The organism is Saccharothrix sp. 6-C, from assembly GCF_016695385.1.
GTDB classification, from domain to species: Bacteria; Actinomycetota; Actinomycetes; order Mycobacteriales; family Pseudonocardiaceae; genus Actinosynnema; species Actinosynnema texasense.
Genome location: NZ_CP064192.1, coordinates 1,619,341 through 1,636,190 on the forward strand (window position 1 = coordinate 1,619,341; position 16,850 = coordinate 1,636,190).

At 74.2% G+C, this 16,850-nt stretch carries 17 protein-coding genes; 10 read left to right on the plus strand and 7 right to left on the minus strand.

What is annotated here, in order from left to right; translation table 11 throughout:
• Positions 1-18 precede the first annotated feature (18 nt).
• Complete coding sequence (locus IOD16_RS07495; protein ID WP_201439451.1) at positions 19-600, minus strand: TetR/AcrR family transcriptional regulator; 582 nt, start codon at positions 598-600, stop codon at positions 19-21.
• An 89-nt stretch (positions 601-689) separates the two neighbouring features.
• On the opposite strand from IOD16_RS07495, the gene IOD16_RS07500 reads away from it, so the two are divergent.
• From IOD16_RS07500 to IOD16_RS07540, 9 genes are all read left to right on the plus strand, one after another.
• On the plus strand, positions 690-1,436 hold the full coding sequence (locus IOD16_RS07500; protein ID WP_201439452.1) for a class I SAM-dependent methyltransferase: 747 nt from the start codon (positions 690-692) through the stop codon (positions 1,434-1,436).
• 84 nt (positions 1,437-1,520) lie between these two features.
• Positions 1,521-2,813, plus strand: a complete 1,293-nt coding sequence (locus IOD16_RS07505) for a sensor histidine kinase (protein ID WP_201439453.1) — start codon at positions 1,521-1,523, stop codon at positions 2,811-2,813.
• Positions 2,810-3,496, plus strand: a complete 687-nt coding sequence (locus IOD16_RS07510; RefSeq protein WP_123742903.1) for a response regulator — start codon at positions 2,810-2,812, stop codon at positions 3,494-3,496. Before IOD16_RS07505 ends, IOD16_RS07510 begins: the two co-directional genes overlap by 4 nt.
• 60 nt (positions 3,497-3,556) lie before the next feature.
• Positions 3,557-4,450: an ABC transporter ATP-binding protein gene (locus IOD16_RS07515; protein ID WP_201439454.1), complete on the plus strand. Its 894-nt coding sequence runs from the start codon at positions 3,557-3,559 to the stop codon at positions 4,448-4,450.
• Positions 4,450-5,565, plus strand: coding sequence for an ABC transporter permease (locus IOD16_RS07520; RefSeq protein ID WP_201439455.1), 1,116 nt, complete (start codon positions 4,450-4,452; stop codon positions 5,563-5,565). The genes IOD16_RS07515 and IOD16_RS07520 overlap by 1 nt, the downstream gene beginning before the upstream one ends.
• Before the next feature lie 151 nt (positions 5,566-5,716).
• Positions 5,717-6,310, plus strand: coding sequence for an RNA polymerase sigma factor (locus IOD16_RS07525; RefSeq protein ID WP_201439456.1), 594 nt, complete (start codon positions 5,717-5,719; stop codon positions 6,308-6,310).
• Positions 6,303-7,376 carry a CU044_5270 family protein gene (locus tag IOD16_RS07530; protein ID WP_201439457.1) on the plus strand — a complete coding sequence of 358 codons (1,074 nt, stop codon included), beginning with the start codon at positions 6,303-6,305 and terminating at the stop codon, positions 7,374-7,376. The genes IOD16_RS07525 and IOD16_RS07530 overlap by 8 nt, the downstream gene beginning before the upstream one ends.
• Before the next feature lie 131 nt (positions 7,377-7,507).
• On the plus strand, positions 7,508-8,014 hold the full coding sequence (locus IOD16_RS07535; RefSeq protein ID WP_201439458.1) for a SigE family RNA polymerase sigma factor: 507 nt from the start codon (positions 7,508-7,510) through the stop codon (positions 8,012-8,014).
• Positions 8,011-9,246, plus strand: a complete 1,236-nt coding sequence (locus IOD16_RS07540) for a hypothetical protein (protein WP_201439459.1) — start codon at positions 8,011-8,013, stop codon at positions 9,244-9,246. The genes IOD16_RS07535 and IOD16_RS07540 overlap by 4 nt, the downstream gene beginning before the upstream one ends.
• A 61-nt stretch (positions 9,247-9,307) precedes the next feature.
• Here IOD16_RS07540 and IOD16_RS39980 read toward each other — a convergent pair whose 3' ends face one another.
• Entirely contained in the window at positions 9,308-10,519 is a 1,212-nt protein-coding gene (locus IOD16_RS39980; RefSeq protein ID WP_236594799.1) for a pectate lyase, read from the minus strand.
• A gap of 218 nt (positions 10,520-10,737) precedes the next feature.
• Here IOD16_RS39980 and IOD16_RS07555 point away from each other — a divergent pair, with 218 nt between their 5' ends.
• Entirely contained in the window at positions 10,738-11,583 is an 846-nt protein-coding gene (locus IOD16_RS07555) for an SDR family oxidoreductase (protein WP_201439460.1), read from the plus strand.
• A gap of 6 nt (positions 11,584-11,589) precedes the next feature.
• On the opposite strand, the gene IOD16_RS07560 is transcribed toward IOD16_RS07555, so the two are convergent.
• The 5 genes from IOD16_RS07560 to IOD16_RS07580 are packed head-to-tail and all read right to left on the minus strand — an operon-like array spanning position 11,590 to position 16,850.
• Complete coding sequence (locus IOD16_RS07560) at positions 11,590-12,141, minus strand: GNAT family N-acetyltransferase (RefSeq protein WP_236594800.1); 552 nt, start codon at positions 12,139-12,141, stop codon at positions 11,590-11,592.
• Entirely contained in the window at positions 12,138-13,610 is a 1,473-nt protein-coding gene (locus IOD16_RS07565; RefSeq protein ID WP_236594801.1) for an ABC transporter ATP-binding protein, read from the minus strand. Before IOD16_RS07565 ends, IOD16_RS07560 begins: the two co-directional genes overlap by 4 nt.
• On the minus strand, positions 13,607-14,377 hold the full coding sequence (locus IOD16_RS07570; protein WP_236594802.1) for an ABC transporter permease: 771 nt from the start codon (positions 14,375-14,377) through the stop codon (positions 13,607-13,609). Before IOD16_RS07570 ends, IOD16_RS07565 begins: the two co-directional genes overlap by 4 nt.
• Positions 14,374-15,318: an ABC transporter permease gene (locus IOD16_RS07575; protein ID WP_201439461.1), complete on the minus strand. Its 945-nt coding sequence runs from the start codon at positions 15,316-15,318 to the stop codon at positions 14,374-14,376. The genes IOD16_RS07570 and IOD16_RS07575 overlap by 4 nt, the downstream gene beginning before the upstream one ends.
• Positions 15,315-16,850, minus strand: a complete 1,536-nt coding sequence (locus tag IOD16_RS07580) for an ABC transporter substrate-binding protein (RefSeq protein WP_201439462.1) — start codon at positions 16,848-16,850, stop codon at positions 15,315-15,317. The genes IOD16_RS07575 and IOD16_RS07580 overlap by 4 nt, the downstream gene beginning before the upstream one ends.

A 16,850-nucleotide genomic window follows, 5' to 3' on the forward strand; every position in this document is an offset into this window, starting at 1 on the left:
GCGACCGCCGGGGCCTGGTCAGAGCACGGCGGCGACGACCGTCGTCACCGCCGTGCGCACGGCGTCGCGCCCCGGCCGCGCGCCCCGGTCGGCGAACAGCAGGTGCGCGGTGCCGATGAGGGTGGGCGCGAGGGCGTCGACCGGGGCGTCCGGCGCGATGCGGCCGAGGTCGCGTTCGGCGGCGAGGTAGGTCGCGATCGTGGTCACCGCCTCCGTCAGCACCGGCACCCCCGCCGGCCACGCCCGCCGCAGCCGGGCGCGCAGCTCGTCCCGGAAGGTCACCAGGGCGACGATCGCCACCGCGACGGACCCGAACAGGGCGATCAGCGCGTCGGTGAGGTTGTCGGTGACCGTGCCGGAGCCCGCGGCCTCGCGCAGGGCGGCGGCCTGGGCGTCCATCCGGTGCACGCGGTCGAGCACGAACTCGGCCAGGAAGGCGTCGAAGTCCTCGAAGTGCCGGTGCAGGACGCCCTTGGCGCAGCCCGCCTCGGTGGTGACGGCACGGCTGGTCAACGCGCTGGGACCGTCCCGCAGCAGGATGCGGTCGGCGGCGTCGAACAGCTGCTCGCGCACGTCGCGGATGGCCACACCGGTGGGCACGGTGCTCCTCTCGGTTGACGAGTGGGCGCTTGCCCACTCATAGTGGGCACATGCCCACGATACCTTCGGAACCTCACCACGCCCGCGGGATGGCCGAGTCGTTCGGCACCGACCCCGAGCGCTACGACCGCACCCGACCCACCTACCCGGACGCCCTGGTGGAGGCGGTCGTCGCCGCCAGTCCCGGCCCCGACGTGGTGGACGTCGGCACGGGCACCGGCATCGCGGCCCGGCAGTTCCAGGCGGCCGGGTGCCGCGTGCTCGGCGTCGAGGTGGACCCCCGGATGGCCGCCTGGGCCCGGCGGCGCGGCCTCGACGTCGAGGTGTCCTCGTTCGAGGACTGGGAGCCCGCCGGCCGGCTGTTCGACGCCGTCGTGTCCGGGCAGACCTGGCACTGGGTGGACCCGGTCGCGGGCGCGGCCAAGGCGGCGCGCGTGCTGCGGCCCGGCGGCCGGCTGGCCGTGTTCTGGAACGTCGCCCAACCCCCGCCCGCCCTGGCCGAGTCCTTCGCCGACGTCTACCGCCGCGTGCTGCCGGACTCCCCGCCCGCCCGCGCGTCCACCACGACCGGGTACTCGCCGTTCACCGACCGCGCGGTCGACGGCATCCGGCGGGCGGGCGCGTTCGGCGACCACGAGCAGTGGAGCTTCGACTGGACCCGGACCTACACCCGGGACGAGTGGCTGGACCAGCTGCCGACCTCGGGCGCGGCCGCCCTGCTGCGGCCCGAGGAGCTGGCCGAGGCGCAGGCCGGCGTCGGCGCGGTCATCGACGCGGCGGGCGGCAGCTTCACGATGGCCTACACGGCCGTCGTGATCACCGCCACGAGGTCGTGACCCGTCCACGCCTCGCGGTGACCTCCGGTGAGCCGCGGTGGTCCGGCGCGTCGGGCGGACGCGGGTCGGGTTACGTTCTCGGACATGTCGGACGAATGGTCGCGTGAGGGCGGTGACGAGCCCGTGTGGGCGCGATGGCGGCGTCCCGGGCCCACCGCGGCCCAGCGGCGGCACGACGTGTGGCTCGCGCTCGCGGCGCTGGTGGGCGCCGCGGCGGTGACCTTGCTGGTCAGCAGCATGGGCGCGAGCCCGTGGGACGGCGGGCCGTCGCTGGTCGAGCAGCTCCTCTGGGGCGCGGCCATGACGGTGCCGCTGGTGGCGCGGCGGCGCTTCCCGCTGGTCGTGCTGCTCGTGGTCGGCGCGGTGCTGATCGCGGCGCAGGCCCGGCGGGTGGGCGACAACCTCGTGCCCTCGGTCGCGTTGTTCCTGGCCATGTTCAGCGCGGGCGCCTGGGGGCAGGACCGGGCGCGGGCGCGGTGGGCGCGCATCGCGGTGATCGTGGCGATGTTCGCGTGGCTCGGGTTCTCGCTCGTGCAGTTCCTGGTGCACCCGGCGCCGCCGTTCGAGGGCGCGACGGGCCCGCTGGACCCGGTGATCGCGTCGGTGCTCTACGGCATCGGGTTCAACCTGCTGTTCTTCCTGTCCGCCTACTTCTTCGGCGACATGGCGTGGGAGTCGGCCCGCCGGCAGGCCGAGCTGGCGCACCACGCCGAGCAGCTGCGCCGGTCGCAGGAGCAGAACACCCGTGGCGCGATCGTCGCCGAACGCATCCGCATCGCCCGCGACCTGCACGACGTCGTGGCGCACCACGTGTCGGTGATGGGCGTGCAGGCGGGCGCGGCGCGGCGGGTGCTCGACCGCGACCCCGACCTGGCCCGCGAGGCGTTGCGGACCGTCGAAGGCACCGCGCGCACCGCCATCGGCGAGCTGCGCGGCCTGCTGGGCGTGCTGCGCGCCGACCAGGACGAGACGCCGGCCCAGGCGGGCGAGACGTCGTCGCCGGGGCTGGACCAGCTGCCCGAGCTGGCCGAGCTGGCGCGGTCGGCCGGGCTCGACGTGGAGCACGGCGTGTACGGCGAGCCCCGGCCGGTGCCGGAGGGCGTCGCGCTGTCGGTGTACCGGATCGTGCAGGAGTCGCTGACGAACGTGGTGAAGCACGCGGACGCGCGCAAGGCCGACGTGCGGGTGCGGTTCCTGGACAGCTCGCTGGAGGTCGAGGTGGCCGACGACGGCCGGGGACGACCGGGCACGGCGCCGGGCCGGGCCGGGTTCGGGCTGGTCGGCATGCGGGAACGGGTCGCGGTGCACGGCGGCGAGCTCGAAGCCGGACCCCGCCGTGACGCCGGGTACCGGGTCCGTGCGAGGTTCCCGGCATGACGACCCCCTTGCGCGTGGTGCTCGCCGACGACCAGGACCTGGTGCGGGCGGGCTTCCGGGTGATCCTCGGCACCGAGGACGACATCGAGGTGGTCGGCGAGGCCAGGGACGGCGTCGAGGCCGTGGCGGTGGTCGGCCGGCTGCGGCCGGACGTCGTGCTGATGGACGTGCAGATGCCCGGCGTCGACGGGCTGGAGGCCACCCGGCGCATCCTCGGCCCGGCCGGCGCGGGCCACCCGATCAAGGTCGTCATCCTCACCACGTTCGACCGCGAGGACTACCTGTTCGAGGCGCTGCGCGCGGGCGCGAGCGGCTTCCTGCTCAAGAACGCCTCGCCGGAGGACCTGGTCGACTCGGTCCGGGTCGTCGCCCGGGGTGACGCCCTGCTCTCGCCCGAGGTCACCCGGCGCGTCATCGCCCGGTTCGCCGGGCCGTCGCCCGCCACGCCCGCGCGCCGGCCCGCGGAGCTGACCGACCGCGAGTTCGAGGTGCTGGTCCACCTCGCGCGCGGCGCGAGCAACGCGGAGATCGCCGGTGCGCTGTACCTGGGCGAGACGACGGTGAAGACGCACGTGTCGCGCATCCTGGCCAAGCTGGGCCTGCGCGACCGCACGCACGCCGTCGTGTTCGCCTACGAGCACGGGATCGTGGAACCGGGCCAAGGGGGTCCTCCGCGAGGATGACCCCCGGAGTCGATCTCGCGCCGGACGTGCCGCGGGCGCGCGCGGCCTAGCGTTGCGCCCATGTTGACAGTGACGTCGGTGAGCCGGAGCTTCGGCGACCTCCAGGTCCTCGACGAGGTGTCCTTCGAGGTCCGACCCGGCCGCATGACCGGGTTCCTGGGCGCGAACGGTTCCGGCAAGACCACCACCATGCGCATCGTCCTGGGCGTCCTCGCCGCGCACGGCGGCACGGTCGCCTGGCACGGCTCGCCGGTGACCGGCGGGGTGCGGCAGCGGTTCGGGTACATGCCCGAGGAACGCGGCCTGTACCCGAAGATGGCCGTCGGCGAGCAGATCGCGTGGCTCGGGCAGCTGCACGGCCTCGACAAGGACACCGCGCGGCGCAACACCGAACGCCTGCTCGACCAGCTCGAACTGGGGCACCGGGCCAAGGACAAGCTCGAGGAGCTGTCGCTGGGCAACCAGCAGCGCGCCCAGGTCGCCGCCGCGCTGGTGCACGACCCGGTCATGCTGATCCTGGACGAGCCGTTCTCCGGGCTGGACCCGATCGCGGTCGAGACGGTGCTCGGCGTGCTGCGCGAGCGGGCCGCGAACGGCGTGCCCGTGCTGTTCTCCAGCCACCAGTTGTCGGTGGTGGAACGGCTGTGCGACGACGTGGTGATCATCTCCGGTGGCCGGATCGCGGTCAGCGGCGCGCGCGACGAGCTGCGCGCCCGCTACGGCGCCACCCGGTTCGAGCTGGTGGTGGCGTCCGACGCCGGGTGGGTGCGCGACGTGCCGGGCGTGCGGGTGGTCGACGTGGACGGTCCGCGCGTGGTGTTCGAACCGGACGGTGGCGCCGGGGTGGACCAGGTGGACCAAGTGGTGCTGGAAGCCGCCCTGCGCCGGGGTTCCGTGCGCAGCTTCACCCCCGTCGTGCCGACGCTCGGCGAGATCTTCATGGAGGCGATCTGATGACCGGCGTGACGGAGCGGGAGCGGGACGGCGGGTCGCGCGGGTTCGCCGCGGCCACCAGGCTGGTCGCCGAGCGGGAGATGAAGACCTTCCTGCGCGCCAAGGCCTTCTGGATCGGGCTCGGCGTGATCGTGGTGGGGCTGTTCGCGATGTCGATCCTGCCGACGGTGCTCGGCGGCGGCGAGACCAAGGTGGCCACGGTCGGCGCGCCGGCCGCCGAGGCGTTGACCGGCACCGGGGTGGAGGTCCGCGCGGTCGACGACCTGGCCGCCGCCGAGGCGTTGGTGCGGTCGGAGGAGGTGGAGGCGGCGGTCGTGCCGGACACCACGGGCGAGTCGGCCACGGGCATCCGCGTGGTCGCGCTCGCCGACCCGCCGACCGACGTCGTGGCCGCGCTGCGCACCGCGCCGCCGGTCGACCTGCTCGACCCGGCCGAGGTCGGCCAGGGGCAGCGGCAGCTCGTGATCATGGTGTTCGCCTTGGTGTTCCTCATGTTCGGGATGAGCGGGACGGCGATCGCGCAGAGCACGGTCACCGAGAAGCAGACGCGGATCGTGGAGATCCTGGTGTCGACGGTGCCGGTGCGCGCGCTGCTGGCGGGCAAGATCGTGGGGCACTCGCTGCTGACGATCGGCCAGGTCCTGGTGATCGCGGTGGCCGCGCCGGTGGCGATGCGGCTGGGCGGGCACTCGGAGCTGCTGGCGCTCGTCGCGCCCGCGCTGGGCTGGTTCGTGCCGTTCCTGGTGCTGGGGTTCGTGCTGCTGGCCGCGATGTGGGCGGTGGCCGGGTCGCTGGTCAGCAGGCAGGAGGACCTGGGGTCGAGCATGGGCCTGGTGATGCTCCTGGTGATGGGGCCGTACTTCGGCGTGATGTTCTTCTCCGACAACGTGGCCGTGCTCACCGTGCTGTCGTTCCTGCCGTTCTCGTCGGCGATCGCGATGCCGGTGCGGCTGTTCGCCGGCGACGCGGCGCTGTGGGAGCCGCTGCTGGCGATGGGGCTGCTGGCCGGGACGGTCGTGCTGACCGTGATGCTGGCCAGTCGCGTGTACTCGGGGTCGCTGCTGCACACCGGCGGCAAGCTCGCGCTGGCCAAGGCGTGGTCCAGGGAGGCGTAGCCGCCCGGTCGCACCGGATGTCCCGCTCGCCCGCCGCGAGCGGGGCACCCGCGCGTCGGGACCGCGCCGGCCGCGCACTTGCCGGCGGACCGCGCCGTCGCCCTCGGGCCGTGAACGTGACGGCGCGCTGCGGGCAACACCTGGTGTGAGGATGACGAGCGAGCACGCGGGCGGCGGGGCCACGGCCGCCGACGACCGGCCGGACCTGGCCGGACCGCACCCGTCGTGGCTCTTCGGGCAGCTGTTCGACCGGCACTCCCGGCCGCTGCACCGGTACCTGGCGCGACGGGTCGGCGACCTGGCCGACGACCTGGTCGGCGAGACGTTCCTGATCGCGTTCCAGACCCGCGCGGGCTACGACCCGGGCCGCGGCACGGCGCGTTCCTGGCTCTACGGCATCGCCACGAACCTGCTGCGCAGGCACGTGCGGCAGGAGGTGCGCGGGTTGCGCGCGGCGGCGCGGGCGGCCGGGTCGGCGGCGGGCGTCGAGGACCACGGCGCCCGGGTGGCCGCCGAGGTCGACGCCTCGACCCGCGCCCGGCTGCTGGCCGGCGCGCTCGTCGAGCTGGACCCGGGCGACCGGGACGTGCTGCTGCTGACCAGCTGGGCCGGGCTCGACTCGAACGAGGTCGCCGAAGCGCTCGGCATCCCCGTCGGCACGGTCCGCTCCCGGCTGCACCGCGTGCGGCGCCGGCTGCGGGCGCACGCGTCGACCACCGAACACACGAGGAGCGGCGATGAGTGACGACGACATCCGCCGCCTCTGGACCGAGGACGAGCTGGACTCCGCGCTGGACGCCTTGAACGCCGACGTCCGCGCGGACGGGCCGGTGCTCGTCAAGGCCAGGGCGGCGCTGCTCGCGACCATCGAGGGAGCCGGGGTGACCGCGGCGTTGGAAGCGCCACCTCGCCGGACGATCCGGCGCCGGCTGGCCGGCGCGGCGGCGGTCGTCGTGCTGGTGGCCGGCGGGCTCATCGCGCAGACCGTGTCGTTCGGCCCTCCCGCCCCGGCGACCGCCGAAGCCGTGCAGACGCTCGACCGCGCGGCGACCCGGGCCCTCGGCGCGGTGGACGAGCCCGTCGGACCCGGCCGGTACCGCTACGTCGCCACGCGCGCCTGGTGGATGGGCACCACCTCGACGGAGGACAGGAGCTTCGCCCTGCTCACGGAGAACCTGCTGGAGACGTGGGTGCCCGCGAACCCGCGCGACGAGTGGATGCTGCGCCGGGAGGTGACCGGCAACCGGCAGTGGGTCGTCGGCACGGAGGAGGAGGCCAGGGCGGCCGGCGTGGCCGACCAGCGCGGCCTGCCGGCGGGGGAGTGGCGCGCGGCCTGCGGCGACTTCCACGGCGAGTCGAAGTGCCACGGCGGCTCCTGGCAGAACCCGACCGCCGAGTGGCAGGCGGGCCTGCCGACCGACCCGGCCGCGTTGTTCGACCGGTTGCGGGCCGACGCACCGGACAACGACCGGGGCGACGCCGCGCTGCTGACCTACGCCGCCGACGCGTTGCGCAGCGGGCTGGTCGGCAAGGACGTGCGGGCCGCGCTCTACCAGGCGCTGACCAGGATCAGGGGCCTGGAGGTGACCGAGCAGCGGGCCGACCTGGGCGGCCGGGTCGGCATCGCGCTGGGCGTCGACGACGGCGAGCGGCGGAAGGAGATCATCGTCGACCCGGAGACCGGCGGGTTCATCGGCGAGCGGCAGGTCGCGACCGACGACGTGGACGACTTCGAGGCCGGGACCGTGCTGGAGTTCACCTCGGTCACCACCGGGGTCGTGGACGCCATCGGGGTGAAGCCCGCCGGCTGATCGGGGAACGAGGCGGTTCGCCGGGCCCGTGCGGGATGCGCACGGGCCCGGCGGCGTGGTCACGCAAAGTTACGGGCAACGGGGTGGGCGCGGTCGCCGTATAGGAGGTGACCGAGTGGAGGAGGTGTCACGTGCACGATCGGGACCGCGAGTTCCGGGCGTACTTCGAGGCACGGGCGGCCGTCGTGCGGCGGACCGCCTACCTGTTGTGCGGCGACTGGCACCGGGCCGAGGACCTGGCGCAGACCGCGCTGGCCAAGGTCTACGTGCACTGGGGGCGGTTGGACCGGGACGGGCGGGTCGACGCGTACGTGCGCAAGGTTTTGGTGCGGGCCGTGATCGACGACTCGCGGTGGCGGGGACGGCGGCCGGAGACGGTGGTCGAGGCGGTGCCGGAGGTGGCCGAGGCGTCCACCGGGGTCGAGGAGGCCATGGACGTGCGGCGGGCGCTGGCCGCGCTGCCGCCGAGGCAACGCGCCGCGGTCGTGCTGCGGTACTGGGAGGACCTGCCGGTCGCGGAGACGGCGGCGGCGCTGGGCTGTAGCGAGGGAACGGTGAAGAGCCAGGTGGCCAAGGGGTTGGGCGCCCTGCGCCGGGCGCTGGCCACCAAGCGGACCGTGCTGTGGGAGGGCTCGTGAGCGACGAGGTGCGGGACATGATCAGGTCGGCGTTGGCGGACGAGCCCGCGTTGGGCCTGGCGTTCGAGCAGGTCGTCGAGGACGGGCGCAAGCGGCGGGCCAGGCGGCGGCTCGGCGTGCTGACCGTCGCGGCGGTGGGCGTCGTCGCGGTGGCCGCGGTCGCGGTGAGCGGGACGTTCGCGCAGACCTCGGCCCCCGCCGCCGGGGTGCTGTCCACCTCCCCGACGAGCGCGACGTCGTCCGTCGCGGCGGCGCTTGGCTGCGTCGTGGAGGCGATGACCGGGGGGTTCCCCGACCGGCCGCGCGGCACGGCGACACCGGCGGAGCTGGCCGAGTCGGGTCGGCTCACCGAGGCGTTCCGGCAGTTCGCGCTGCCGCTGCCGGCGGGGGTCGAGGCGACACCCCTGCGGTTGTGCGCCATCGACGGCAGCTGGGGCGGTGACTTCAGGATCACCGGAGACCGGTCGGTCTTCGTCTACGTCCGGCCGCTCGGCGGCCAGCCGCCCGGCGAGTGCGTCCTGTTCACGCCGGAGACGCAGTGCTCCGTCAAGGTGCTCCCCGACGGCTCCACGGCACGGGTCACGGTGGAACCGGGTGCGGAGGCGACTTTGGTCAGCGCCGACGTGTGGCGCACCGACGGCACGTACGTGCACGTCATGGAGACCGGCGGCAGGGGCTCGGTGAGCAGGGTCCTCGACGACGACCAGCTGACCGCCATCGCCGTCGCGCCGCAGCTGGAGGTGCGGTCGACGGGCCGCGCGGTGCCCGCCGCCCCGTCGGACCGCCGTGCGGCCGAGCTGGGCGCGGTGCTGGTCGGCGCCATGCCGCCCGGCCTGGAGGTCGAGCGGACACCCGCCGACGAGGCGCTGGTGTTCCGCGTCCGGCAGGGCGGCTACCGCGCGATCGCGAACCTGACCGACCCGGCGGGTCGCGGCTGGGTGATGGTCGACCTGGAGAAGCCCGGTGACGGCGAGGTGACCTGCGGAGGTCGTGCCACGTGCCGCCTGGTCGACCTGTCGGACGGCCGCAAGGCGGCGCTGGAGACCGCGGTGGACGGCGGCGTGACCAGGCTGTCGCTGAACGCGCGGGCGGCGGACGGCACGTGGGTGAGCGTCCAGACCTCCAACGCCGCGGACACCGGCGGCGGGTCCGCCGCGCCGAGCCGCCCGACGCCGCCGCTGGCGGAGACCGACCTGGTCCGGATCGCGGAGCTGCCGGACCTGCACTGGTGATCGGTGACGCGGGCGCGGCGTTCGAGGGGTTGTCGCGCCCGCGTCACCGATCCGGGTGTCGCTACCGCTGGGTGATGTCGGACGGCGAGTAGAAGCAGTTCACGCCGTCCGCGCCGGAGCCGATCTTGGTCGGCTCGCTGCCCTTCGGGACGCCCTTGTACTTGTCGCAGATCGACGTCGTGCCGTAGACCGTGATGCGGGAGAAGCGGGCGGTGTCGCCCCAGTTGGTGTTGATGCCCGCCAGGACCTTCGTGCTGCGGGCGGTGACGCCGTCCATGACCACGTGGCGCTGGTAGGACGTGGAGCAGTTGCCGCAGGCGCGGTAGAGCTTGCCGCTGCTGTGCACCTGGAAGTTCCGGATGGTCACGGTGCCGGCACCGTTGTGCTGGAACACCTTGTCCGCGCCCGACTTCGCGCCGCCGCCGTCCACCAGGTAGGTGGCCGAGGAACTGGAGCCCAGGAACGTGGCGGCGTCCTCGCCGACGTCGTTCCACCAGACGTTGCGGATGGTGCAGGAGCCCAGGCAGTGGATCCCGTCACCGGCCGGCGCGTCGATGATCACGTTCTGGATCGTGCCCCCGTTGGCGACCTCGAACATCGGGTCCTGGCCCTCGCCCTGGCCGCCGTCGCCGATGCCGTAGTACCGCTTCATGCCGCCGTCGAAGAACGTGCCGGCGTCGCGGGTCGTGGTCTGGTGCACGCTGCCGGTGTCACTCGGCCAGGAACCGCTGCCGTCGCCGCCACCGGGGTTGGACGTCGTGGTGGTGGTCGTGGTCCGGCTGGTGGTCGTCGTCGTGCGCGACGTGGTGGTGGAGGTGGAGGTGCCGGTCGGCGAGCCGGTGCACGTCACCCCGTTGAGCTTGAACGAGGTCGGCGCGGGGTTCGAGCCGGACCACGTGCCGTTGAAGCCGGGCGTCGTGCTCGCGCCCGTGGCGAGGGAGCCGTTGTAGCTCGCGTTGCGGACGGTCACCGTGCTGCCGGACTGGCTGAACTCGCCGCCCCACAGCTGGTCGACGCGCTGGCCGGCGGTGAAGGCCCACTCCAGGTTCCAGCTCGACAGGGCGTCACCCAGGTTGGTGATCGTGACGTTCGCGCCGAACCCGCCGCCCCACTGGTTCGTGACGGTGTAGTCGACGCGGCACCCGACGGCCGCGTAGGCGCTTTGCCCGCCCGCCACCACCATCGCCGCGGCCATCGCGGTCACCGAGGTCGCGGCGGTGATCGCCGCGACCGTGCCGGTCAGCTTTCTCTTGCGCGTGCCGGTCAGCGTCATCTCGCGTCGCCTCCTTGCGGGCAGGACATTTCTGGGAGCGCTCCCAGGAAGCGTAGACCCGAGCGGTCGCAGTTGTGCAGAACATTCATGGACGTGAAGGGGAACCGGTATTTCGACGAATTCGCGAATGGTCGTCGAATGGCGATCGCATGCACACGGCGCGCCGCCGGCTCGGCCCGGTGGGAGACTCCGCGGAGCCCGTCGAGAGGAACCCGAGCATGTCCCCGATCGCCGTCACCGGAGCCACCGGCAACCTCGGGGGGCGGGTCGCCCGCCGCCTCGCGGACGCGGGCCGGTCCCAGTCGTTGCTCGTCCGCGACCCGGCCCGCGCGCCCCGGTTGGCCGGCGTGACCGTCGCCGCGGCCGAGTTCGCCGATCACGACGCCGTGCGCCGGGCGCTCGACGGCATCCCGACGGTGCTGATGGTCTCGGCCGCCGAATCGACCGACCGGGTGGACCGGCACCGGGCCTTCGTCGACGCCGCCGCGGCGGCCGGGGTCGCCCACCTGGTCTACATCTCGTTCGCGGGCGCCGCGCCGGACGCCACCTTCACGCTCGCCCGCGACCACTGGGCCACCGAGCGGCACATCGAGGCCAGCGGCCTGGGGTTCACCTTCCTGCGCGACAACCTCTACGCCGACTTCCTGCCCGCCATGGTCGGGGACGACGACGTGCTGCGCGGACCCGCCGGGAACGGTCGCGTGGCCGCCGTGGCGCAGGACGACATCGCCGACGCCGCCACCGCCGTGCTCACCGACCCCGGCCCTCACGCCGGTCGCACCTACGAGCTCACCGGCCCGGCCGCGCTCACGCTGGGCGAAGTCGCCGACGTGCTGTCCGCGGCCACCGGCCGGACGATCACCTACCACCCCGAGACCGTCGAAGAGGCCTACCGCTCGCGCGCGGGGTACGGCGCGCCGGACTGGCAGCTCGACGCCTGGGTCTCCACCTACACCGCCATCGCCGCCGGCGAGCTGGCCGAGGTCACCGACGCCGTGCCGGCCCTCACCGGCCACCCCGCCACGTCGTTGGCGGACCTGCTGCGCCGACGACGTGACGGGTGAACGGGATCAGCGCGCCAGCGGGATCTCGAAGTGGACGGTCTGGAAGCTGATCGGGTCGCCGTCACGAGCGTCGTGCACCTCCTCGGCCACGGAACGCCAGAACGGCTCGGCCCCCGCGATCCGGGTGTCGGTGTGCAGGTAGAGCTGCTCGTAGCCGGGCGTGGCCGCGACGAACGCGGTGGCCATCCCGACCAGCGCCCGCGCCAGCCCGGCCCGGCGGTGGTCGGGCCGCACGTACACGCGGAACAACTGCGCCGTGCTGCCGTCGGCGTACCGCGCGGCCAGCCACGCGGGGTGCGGCGGGCTGGCCGGCGCCGTGGCGCGCACACCGGTCGTGCCCACCACCTCGTCGCCCTTGACCGCGACGAACAACGCGTGCCGCGCCGGCCGCAGGTACGCGCCGTCGAGGTCGACCACGTCGCGGTGCCACTCGGGCCGGTAGCCGTAACCGAACTCCTGGTAGAACGTGTCCAGCATGACGCTGCGCGCGCCGTCCACATCGGACGGCGAAGCCAGGCGGACCTCGTAGGGCCCTACTTCGCGGTGGTACACGGTCATGTCTTCCTCTCCTCTGTTCCTTCCATCGAGCGGCCCAGCAGGCCGATGGTCACCGGGTGGGTGGGGGAGCCCAGGACGTCGCCCGCCGGGCCGTGCTCGACGACGTGCCCCCGGTGCAGCACGGCGACGCGGTCGGCCAGCCGCGCGACGACGGCCAGGTCGTGGCTGATCAGCACCACGGTGCAGGTCAGCGCGGCGAGCTGGTCGAGCAGGCTCGCCTGGGTCAGGGTGTCGAGGCCGGAGGTGATCTCGTCGCACACCAGCACGTCCGGCCGGGCCAGCAGCGCCCGCACCAGCGCCGCGCGTTGCAGCTCGCCACCGGACAGCGCGGCCGGTCGCCGGGTCACGGTCGCCTCGTCCAGCCCCACGGCCGCCAGCTCCGCCAACGCCGCCGAACGCGCGTCGGCCACCCCGCCGAGCCGCACGGCGGTCCGGCCGACCTGGTCGAGCACGGTGCGGTGGGCGTCGAACGACGCGCGGGCGTCCTGGAACACGTACTGCACCGCCGCCAGCTGCGCCCGTGAACGGCGGCGCAACGACCGGGGCAGCGGGCGCCCGTCGAGCAGCACGTCACCGGTGAACCCGGCGTGCAGCCCGGCGACGCACCGGGCCAGCGTGGTCTTGCCGCTCCCGGACCGCCCCACGACGGCCAGGCACTCGCCGGCGCCCACCCGGACGTCCACGTCGTGCAGCACGGTCGTGGCGCGGTGCCGGGCCGTGACCGCGCGCGTCTCCAGTCGGTCCGGCGCGGCGGGCCGCTCGGCGGGCACCGCGACCCGGGGCTGCGCCGCGACCAGCGCGGCGGTGTAGGCCGACCGCGGCCGGTCGAGCACGTCGGCCACCGGACCCGCCTCCACCACCTGGCCCGCCCGCAGCACCACGACCTCGTCGGCCAACGCCCGCACCACGTCCAGGTCGTGGGTGAGCAGCACCAACGCCACGCCCTGCGCCACGACCGACGACAGCTCGTCCACCACCTCGGCCCGGGTGATCGGGTCCTGGCCGGTGGTCGGCTCGTCCGCGACCAGCACCGCCGGGGCGCCGACCAGCGCCTGCGCCAGCACCACCCGCTGCTGCTGGCCGCCGGACAGCTCGTGCGGGTAGCGGCGCAGCAGCTCCACCGGCACCCGGGCCCGGCGCAGCGCGTCGGCGATCACCGCGTCGCGGTCGCCGGGGTGCAGCGCGGCGATCTCCCGGAACACGCCACCGAGCCGCCGCACCGGGTTCAGCGCCGCCGAGGGCTGCTGCGGCACGAACCCGACCCGCCCGGTCACCGTGATCCGCCCGGTCACCGTCACCCCGGGCGCGTGCTCGCCGAGCAGCGCCAACCCGGTGGTGGTCTTGCCGCTGCCGGACGCGCCGACCAGCGCCACCACCTGCCCGGCGGACAGCGCGAAGCTGACGCCGTCGACCAGCGTCCGCGACCCGGCCACCGCGCGCAGGCCCTCCACGTGCACCACAGTCGTCACGTCCGCGCCTCCGCCCGCAACGCCCGGTCGAACACCAGGTTCAACCCCACCGACAACGCCACGATCAGCAACGCGGGCACGACCACCGCCCACGGCTGGATGAACAGCCCCACCCGGTTGCGGTCGACCATGACGGCCCAGTCGGCGGCGTCCGGCGCGACGCCGACACCGAGGAAGCTGGCTGAGGCGACCAGGTACAGCGCGCCGGTCAGCCGCACGCCGAGGTCGGCCGCCAGGGTCCGCAGCATCGACCGTCCCGTGTAGACGATGGACGTCCGCCACCACGTCTCGCCCTGCAACCGCATCGCCTCCAGCGCGGGCCGCCCGGCGATCTCCAGCGCAGCGGCCCGCGAGATCCGCGCCACGTCCGGGAAGTTGACCAGCGCCACCACGCCGACGAGCACCGGCAGCCCCGGCCCGGCGATCGCCGCGACCAGGATCAGCACCAGCAGCGACGGCACCGCGAGCAGCAGGTCGAGGGGCCGCATCAGCACCTCGTCCACGATCCGCAGGCGGGTCATCGCGGCGACCACCCCCCACGGCACGCCCAGCAGGTAGGACGACACCGACGCCAGCAACGCCACCAGCACCACCGTCTGCCCGCCCGCGAGCACCTGGTGCCACACGTCCCGGCCGACGAAGTCCGTGCCCAGCGACGCGTTCTCCGCGAACGGCGCGCCGCGCGTCGGCTCGTCCGGCACGAACCACGGCCCCACCAGCGCCAACGCCAGCGGCACCACCAGGAGCAGCCGGCCGACGCCCCTCACGCGATCGCCACCGATCGCGGCGCGAGCCGGAACACGAGCAGGTCCGCGACCAGGTTCACCACCACCGTGGTCACCGCGAACACCACCGCGAGGCCCTGCACCACCGGCAGGTCGCGGCCCGCGACCGCGTCGACCAGGATCGTGCCCAGGCCGGGGATGACGAACACCGCCTCGACCACGATCACGCCGCCGAGCAGCCAGTCGGTGGTCCGCGCCACCTGCTGCACGGCCGGGGCCAGCGCGGTCGGCAACGCGTGCGCGAACCGGACCCGCGCCACCCCGATGCCCAGCCGCCGCGCGTGCCGGACGTGGTCGGAGGCCAGCGCGTCGATCATCCCGGCCCGGACGAGCCGGCTGATCGAGCACAGCGGCCGCGCGACCAGCACCACCAGCGGCAGCACCAGCACGGCGGGCTGCCCGAGCAGGTCGGCGCCGACCGCGGTGGGCGGCAGCCACCGGAGCTGCACCCCGAACACCGCGATCAGCACCACGGCCAGCGCGAACTCGGGGATCGAGTGCAGGCCCACGGTCACCGTCGTGACCGCCTTGTCCAGCGGGCCGCCCTCGCGCAACGCCGCCAGCACGCCCAGCAGCACCGCCAGGGGGACCAGCAGCACCAGGGCGAGCACGGCCAGCACGAGCGTCGGCCCCAACCCGTCGTGCAGGAACTCGGCCACCGGCCGCCCGGAGATCAGCGACTCGCCGAAGTCGCCCCGCGCCAACCCCCACAGCCAGTCGCCGAACCGCTGCACCGCGGGCCGGTCCAGGCCCATCGCGGCGCGGATCTGCTCGATCCGCGCCGGGTCCGGGTTGTCGCCGGCCAACGCCACCGCCGCGTCGCCCGGCAACGCCTGCACCAGCAGGAACACCGCGGTGACGACGGCGAGCACCTGGACCAGGCCGATGGCCAGCCGCCGGGCCGCGTACCGGCGCAAGCTCATCCCAGCCACACCCGGTCGAACCGCGCCCAGTCGAGCGTGTTCGCGGGCGCGGTGGAGATGCCGCCGACGTTCGGCGCGGCGCCGACGATCCAGTCCGCGAAGCCCCACATCAGGTAGCCGCCCTCGGCGTGCAGGGAGCGCTGCATCTCCCGGTACACCTCACCGCGCCCCTTGTCGTCCACAGTGGACACCGCCTGGTCGTACAGGGCGTCGAACCCGGGACGGGTCCACTTGGTCATGTTGGTGCCCGAACCGCTGAGCAGGCGTTGCGCGATGTGGGTCTCGATGGGCATCGCGCCGGACCGGAAGCTCGACAGCGAGCCGTTCTTGAGCGTGTCGGACCAGTAGCTGTCCTTGTTGCCGGTGACCACCTCGACGGTCAGCCCCGAGCCCTTGACCTGGTCGGCGAACACCGTGGCGGCCTCGACCATGCCGGCCGCGGCGGTGGAGGTGTCCAGCTTCACCGTGAGGCCCTCGGCGCCCGCGCGGCGGATCAGGAACTTCGCCTTGTCCAGGTCGCGCGTGCGCTGCGGGATGTCGTCGGCGTAGTGCTGGTAGCCCTTGCCGAACAGGTCGTTGCCCACCTGCCCGCTGCCCGCGAGCACCGACTCGACCAGCTGCGGCCGGTCGGCGAGCAGGAACATCGCCTCGCGCAGGTCCCGGTTGTCGAACGGCGGCCGGTCCAGCTTCATCGCGAACGCCTGCACGGCGCTGTTGGGCGCGCGGTGGATCGCCATCCGGTCGCCCGCCGCGTGGCTGCGCGCGGTGGTCGGGGTGAGGTCGTGGGCGTACTCGACCTGGCCGCCGAGCAGCGCGTTCGCCCGCGCCGACTCCTCGTTGGCGATCACGAACTCCAGCTCGTCCAGGTGCGGCGCGCCCTCCCAGTACCCGTCGTGCTTCTTGAGCAGCACCGACTTGCCCGGCTCGAACGACACGAAGCGGAACGGCCCGGAGCCGACGGGCGTGGTGAAGTCCTCCGTGCCGGCGGGCACGATGTACGCGCCGAACGCCGCCAGCACGTTCGGGAACTCCACGAACGGCCGCTTCAGCGCGAACTCCACCGTCCGCTCGTCCACCGCGCGGCTGTTCGGCAGGTCGATCAGCGCGAGGCTGGACTTGGCCCGGAACGCGCGGGCCGGGTCGAGGATGCGGGCGTAGCTGGCCAGCACGTCCTGCGCGCGCACCGGCTGCCCGTTGTGGAACGTGGCCGGCCGCAGCGTGATCCGCCAGCGGGTCAGGGTGGCGTCCGGCTCCCACTTCTCGGCGAGTCTGGGCTGGGCGGAGACGTCCGGGCCGAGGTCGGCGAGCTTGTCGAACAGCGCCTTGGACCGGGCGGCCTCGACGAACAGGTTCGCCAGGTGCGGGTCGAGCACCTCCTTGGCGCCGCCGCCGGCGAACGCGGCGCGCAGCCGGCCACCGGCGCGCGGGGCGGACGCGGAGGAGGTCGGCTCGGCGGCGCCGCACCCGGTGAGGGCGGCGATCGAGAGGCCGGCGGTGAGGCCGAGGAAACCGCGGCGGTTGAGGGGGTGCAT

Bases quoted from the DNA above. Each gene is read 5' to 3' on its own strand.
- IOD16_RS07525 (WP_201439456.1), top strand. From the start codon at position 5,717: ATGACGAGCGAGCACGCGGGCGGCGGGGCCACGGCCGCCGACGACCGG.
- IOD16_RS07520 (WP_201439455.1), top strand. From the start codon at position 4,450: ATGACCGGCGTGACGGAGCGGGAGCGGGACGGCGGGTCGCGCGGGTTC.
- IOD16_RS07530 (WP_201439457.1), top strand. From the start codon at position 6,303: ATGAGTGACGACGACATCCGCCGCCTCTGGACCGAGGACGAGCTGGAC.
- IOD16_RS07575 (WP_201439461.1), bottom strand. From the start codon at position 15,318: ATGAGCTTGCGCCGGTACGCGGCCCGGCGGCTGGCCATCGGCCTGGTC.
- IOD16_RS07555 (WP_201439460.1), top strand. From the start codon at position 10,738: ATGTCCCCGATCGCCGTCACCGGAGCCACCGGCAACCTCGGGGGGCGG.
- IOD16_RS07515 (WP_201439454.1), top strand. From the start codon at position 3,557: ATGTTGACAGTGACGTCGGTGAGCCGGAGCTTCGGCGACCTCCAGGTC.
- IOD16_RS07500 (WP_201439452.1), top strand. From the start codon at position 690: ATGGCCGAGTCGTTCGGCACCGACCCCGAGCGCTACGACCGCACCCGA.
- IOD16_RS07505 (WP_201439453.1), top strand. From the start codon at position 1,521: ATGTCGGACGAATGGTCGCGTGAGGGCGGTGACGAGCCCGTGTGGGCG.
- IOD16_RS07580 (WP_201439462.1), bottom strand. From the start codon at position 16,850: ATGCACCCCCTCAACCGCCGCGGTTTCCTCGGCCTCACCGCCGGCCTC.
- IOD16_RS07560 (WP_236594800.1), bottom strand. From the start codon at position 12,141: ATGACCGTGTACCACCGCGAAGTAGGGCCCTACGAGGTCCGCCTGGCT.
- IOD16_RS07510 (WP_123742903.1), top strand. From the start codon at position 2,810: ATGACGACCCCCTTGCGCGTGGTGCTCGCCGACGACCAGGACCTGGTG.
- IOD16_RS39980 (WP_236594799.1), bottom strand. From the start codon at position 10,519: ATGACGCTGACCGGCACGCGCAAGAGAAAGCTGACCGGCACGGTCGCG.